The organism is Ectobacillus ponti (genome assembly GCF_024294785.1).
Taxonomy (GTDB): domain Bacteria; phylum Bacillota; class Bacilli; order Bacillales; family Bacillaceae_G; genus Ectobacillus; species Ectobacillus ponti.
Genome location: NZ_JANCLT010000015.1, coordinates 74,214 through 78,985 on the forward strand (window position 1 = coordinate 74,214; position 4,772 = coordinate 78,985).

The following is a 4,772-nucleotide window of genomic DNA, read 5'->3' on the forward strand; positions in this document are numbered from 1 at the left end:
TTGCCTTTTATGCGGACAGGTTCTCCCTGACAGTGAGCCAGCCCTCGCAGCTGGACATAAAGAAAAGCGAAGAGGCCCGTCCGGCTTCCAAAGCCGGCTGGTTTCCGTCAAAAGGACGTACATTTTAAAAAGCGTAAGGACTCTCTTGTCCTTGCGCTTTTTTACAAAGGAGACTGAGAGAAATGAATCCGTTCGTACAAATTCGCCGTGATTTGCATCAAATTCCCGAGCTTGGCTTCCAAGAATTTAAAACACAGGCGTACATTCTGAATTACTTGGCCGCGTTGCCGCAGGAGCGTATTGAGATTCAAACCTGGCGCACCGGTGTATTGGCAAAGGTGAAGGGGCGGAATCCGCAGCAAACCATTGGCTACCGTGCTGACATTGACGCCCTGCCTATTACAGAGGAGACGGGCTATGAGTTCGCTTCCACCCATGAAGGCCTGATGCATGCATGCGGCCACGACATGCATACAAGCATTGCGCTCGGAATATTAACGAAGCTTGTGGCGGAACCGATTGATGATGATGCCGTATTCCTGTTCCAGCCTGCCGAAGAAGGCCCGGGCGGAGCAGAGCCGATGATTGCCAGTGAAGAGTTCCGGGCCTGGAAGCCGGATCTGGTGCTGGCCCTGCATATCGCGCCGGAATATCCGGTGGGGACCATTGCAACAAAAGGCGGCCTGCTGTTTGCCAACACCTCTGAATTATTTATTGATGTAAAAGGGAAAGGCGGCCATGCGGCATTCCCGCATAACGCGAATGATATGATTGTGGCAGCCAGCAACCTGGTGCTTCAGCTGCAGACGATCATCAGCCGCAATGTGAATCCATTGGATTCTGCCGTGATTACAATCGGGAAGATTACAGGCGGTACAGTTCAAAATATTATCGCGGAGAAAGCGCGTTTGGAGGGCACGATTCGTACGCTGTCTGCAGAGTCCATGGAGAGAGTGAAGTCCCGTATTGAGGCAGTGGTCCGCGGTATTGAGGCTTCCTTTGCCTGTGAAGCTGCAATCGATTATGGCGCCATGTATTATCAGGTGGATAATCATGAGGAGCTGACAGCTGAATTTATGGAGTATGCCCGTACCCAATCAGGCGTAAAGGTTGTGGAATGCACGGAAGCCATGACAGGAGAAGACTTCGGCTATATGCTGCGGGATACACCGGGCTTTATGTTTTGGCTTGGTGTAGATTCGGCGTACGGTTTGCACCATGCAAAGCTGCAGCCGAGCGAGGATGCCATTGAGACCGCCATTTCCTTGGTGAGCGGTTATATGGCCTGGAAGGGGACGCGCTAGGCTCAAGGTGCGGATGAAGAGGCATCCAGGGAGATAGACGTGTATCCGCCCGGGTGCCTTCCTTTTTGCTTTCCCGAACTTGCGGCAGTAGGGTATGCTAATATCGTACATACTAGGCAACACTTGAACAAATATCTGGGGGGAGTATAGAATGGCTGTGCAAAAGAAGGAGTTTGCTGTAATCGGCCTCGGCCGCTTCGGCGGAAGCATCTGCCGTGAACTGGCCCAGCTTGGGATGGAAGTCATGGCGATGGATATTGATGAAGAGCGGGTGAACGAGTTTGCCAACATTGCTTCCCATGCGGTCATTGCGGACTCTACAGACGAAATGGTGCTGAAAAGCCTGGGGATCCGCAATTTTGACCATGTAGTGGTTGCGATCGGTGATAATATTCAGGCCAGCATTTTGACGACACTCATTTTAAAAGAGCTTGGAGTGGAAAATATTACCGTGAAAGCGCAGAACGACTATCATGAGAAGGTGCTTCGGAAAATCGGCGCTGACCAGATTGTCCATCCGGAGCGGGATATGGGAAGAAGAATTGCCAACAATATTGCTTCAAACAGCGTGCTGGATTATTTAGAGCTGTCGGATGAGCACAGCATTGTGGAGATCATTGCAAACCGGGCCATCAGCGGCCAGACGCTGCAGGCGCTCAATGTACGCGCCCGCTTCGGCTTGAATATTGTAGCCATCAAGCGCGGCCGGGAGATATTTGTATCACCGGGGGCAGCAGAACCTATTCAGATGGGGGATATTCTCATTGTGATCGGCGCAGACGCTGATATTGACCGCTTTGAGCAATTCCTGGCCAAGTAAGAGAGGGCCCTCCTCTCTTTTTTACATTTTTGTAGGAAAATGCCGGCTGGGAAATTACAATAGAGAGAGTCTGTCAGTTGGGGGGATTGTATTGAAGAAGAAGCAGGCGAATGCCGTAGAGGTGGCTGAACGGGCCGGTGTGTCGCAGTCGACCGTGTCACGTGTATTCACGCCGGGAGCCAGTGTATCAGAGAAAGCGCGCCGCCGCGTATTGGAGGCGGCAGAGGAGCTCGGATACCGTCCGAATGCCTTGGCGAGGGGGCTTATCACCAACAAGACCAATATGGTCGGCCTCATTATGCGGGATGTGCAGAATCCCTTTTATCCCGACATTTTGGATAAGTTCACAAGGGGCTTGCGCCGGCATGGGTACCATGTGCTGTTTGTCCATACGGAGCAGGATGAAATTCAGGCAGAAGAAATTACGCAGTTTTTAGAATACAGTGTAGAGGGAATCATTGTGACGGATGCCCTGTTATCCTCTTCTGTAGCAGCGCAATTTGCGGAGCATCATATTCCTGTGCTGTTGTTCAATCGATATGTGAAGCATGCTCCCTGTTCGGTTGTATGCTGTGACAACTATGCGGCAGGCGGGCAAATCGGGAACTATTTGCTTCAGCAGGGACACCAGGCCTTTGCTTATATTGCCGGGAGCTCTGACACATCCACAAGCCGTGACCGGGAGGAAGGATTCCGGGCCGCGCTCTGGCAGCGGGGTGTGGAGCCTGCTGTAGAAGCGGGCCATTACACCTACGAAGGCAGCTATGAAGCAGCATTGAAGCTGCTGCAGGATGTCCGCCCGGATGCCATTTTCTGCGCCAATGACATTATGGCGCTCGGCGCCATTGACGCGGCTAAGTTTCTTGGTCTTGCTGTGCCCCATGACGTGTCAATTGTCGGCTTTGATGATATTGCGATGGCTGCCTGGCCGCCCTATGCGTTGACAACATGGAAGCAGCCGGTGGATGAGATGATTGGGGCATCCGTTGAAATATTGCTGCGGGAGATCCGGCAGCAGGATACAGAACCGGTCACACTGCTGCTGCCGGGCGAGCTGGTGGAAAGAAATTCTGCAAGCCCTTTCAAAAAAAGTTGACATGCGGCAGAGTATGCAATAGTCTATACGTAGAAGCATTTTTATTTTTCAGAAGATTGTCTGTTGCAGATAATCTTTTCATTTCAATCATTTTGCATACGTATGCAAAACTGCTGCGGTTTATTTTGGGTACGTATGCAAAGACGATAAAAGGGGGATTTTTTTCATGGTTGTGTATGTGAAACAGGGGAAAAGCAAAGAGGAAATTGCACAGCATGATGCAAAGGTAGCTGAGACGGTACGCGGCATCCTTGCGCGTGTTGAGGCTGAGGGGGACAGCGCTGTCCGCGCCTTGTCTGAGCAGTTTGATAAATGGTCGCCGGCAAGCTTCCGTCTATCCGAGGAGGAGATTCAAAGCATCATCAGCACGGTTCCGGAGCGGACTATTGCCGACATCCGCTTTGCCCAGGGCAACATCCGCCGCTTTGCGGAGGAGCAGCGCAAGTCCATGCTGGATATTGAAGTGGAAATGATGCCTGGCGTCATTCTGGGACATAAGAACATTCCAGTCAATAGTGTGGGCTGCTATATCCCGGGCGGACGATATCCGATGGTTGCTTCTGCACACATGAGCGTTCTCACTGCCAAGGTTGCCGGCGTAAAGCGCGTGATTGCTTGCACACCGCCAATCAATGGGGAGATTCCGGCAGCAACAGTGGCTGCGATGTCTCTTGCGGGAGCGGATGAGATTTACATTCTGGGCGGCGTACAGGCGATGGCAGCCATGGCAATCGGCACGGAGACCATTGCGCCGGTGGATATGCTGGTTGGACCGGGGAACGCCTTTGTGGCTGAAGCAAAGCGTCAGCTGTTCGGCCGTGTCGGCATTGATCTATTTGCCGGCCCGACAGAGGTTCTTGTTATTGCAGATGAAACAGCAGATGCAGAAATGGTGGCTTGCGATATTCTCGGACAAGCTGAGCACGGCCCAACTTCACCGGGGGCACTCATCACAACATCCGAAAAGCTGGCACAGGAAACACTGGCGGAAATTGAGCGCCAGCTGCAGACATTGCCGACAGCAGATGTAGCGCGTATTGCCTGGGAAGAAAACGGCAGCATCCTGCTTGTGCAGGACGAAGAAGAAGCGCTTGTCGAAGCTGATAAGCTGGCATATGAGCATGTTGAAGTGCTGACGAAGGACCCGAACTACTTCCTGGATAACATGAAGAACTATGGCGCCTTGTTCCTGGGACCAGAAACAAACGTGGCATACGGCGATAAGGTGATCGGAACCAACCACACGCTGCCGACAAAAGGCGCGGCCCGCTATACAGGCGGACTGTGGGTCGGCAAGTTCTTGAAAACATGCACCTATCAGCGTATTACAAGCGAAGAGGCAAGTGCATATATCGGTGACTACGCTGCGCGTCTTTGCCAAATTGAAAACTTTGCCGGCCATGCCGAGCAGGCACTGCTGCGCGTGCGCCGCTATGCCAAGGTAACGGCTGAATAAAGAAAAAAGGCTCCGGTTTTTGAACTGGCCCCCAAAAGTTAGACACGGGCGTGTCAGGCAGCCTCTTGGGCATGAGACCGGTATTGAACCGGGCTC

At 52.4% G+C, this 4,772-nt stretch carries 4 protein-coding genes; all 4 read left to right on the forward strand.

The features are described from left to right. The first annotated feature begins 182 nt into the window (after positions 1-182). The 4 genes from NK662_RS20435 to hisD all read left to right on the forward strand — a co-directional run bounded on the left by NK662_RS20435 (position 183) and on the right by hisD (position 4,676). Positions 183-1,304: an N-acetyldiaminopimelate deacetylase gene (locus NK662_RS20435; RefSeq protein WP_254760814.1), complete on the forward strand. Its 1,122-nt coding sequence runs from the start codon at positions 183-185 to the stop codon at positions 1,302-1,304. Positions 1,305-1,455: 151 nt separating this feature from the next. Next, positions 1,456-2,124, forward strand: coding sequence for a potassium channel family protein (locus NK662_RS20440; protein ID WP_254760815.1), 669 nt, complete (start codon positions 1,456-1,458; stop codon positions 2,122-2,124). Positions 2,125-2,215: 91 nt separating this feature from the next. Continuing rightward, positions 2,216-3,220, forward strand: coding sequence for a LacI family DNA-binding transcriptional regulator (locus NK662_RS20445; RefSeq protein ID WP_254760816.1), 1,005 nt, complete (start codon positions 2,216-2,218; stop codon positions 3,218-3,220). A 166-nt stretch (positions 3,221-3,386) separates the two neighbouring features. After that, positions 3,387-4,676, forward strand: a complete 1,290-nt coding sequence (gene hisD / locus NK662_RS20450; protein WP_254760817.1) for a histidinol dehydrogenase — start codon at positions 3,387-3,389, stop codon at positions 4,674-4,676. Positions 4,677-4,772: the final 96 nt, after the last annotated feature.

Bases quoted from the DNA above. Each gene is read 5' to 3' on its own strand.
- NK662_RS20440 (WP_254760815.1), top strand. From the start codon at position 1,456: ATGGCTGTGCAAAAGAAGGAGTTTGCTGTAATCGGCCTCGGCCGCTTC.
- hisD (WP_254760817.1), top strand. From the start codon at position 3,387: ATGGTTGTGTATGTGAAACAGGGGAAAAGCAAAGAGGAAATTGCACAG.
- NK662_RS20435 (WP_254760814.1), top strand. From the start codon at position 183: ATGAATCCGTTCGTACAAATTCGCCGTGATTTGCATCAAATTCCCGAG.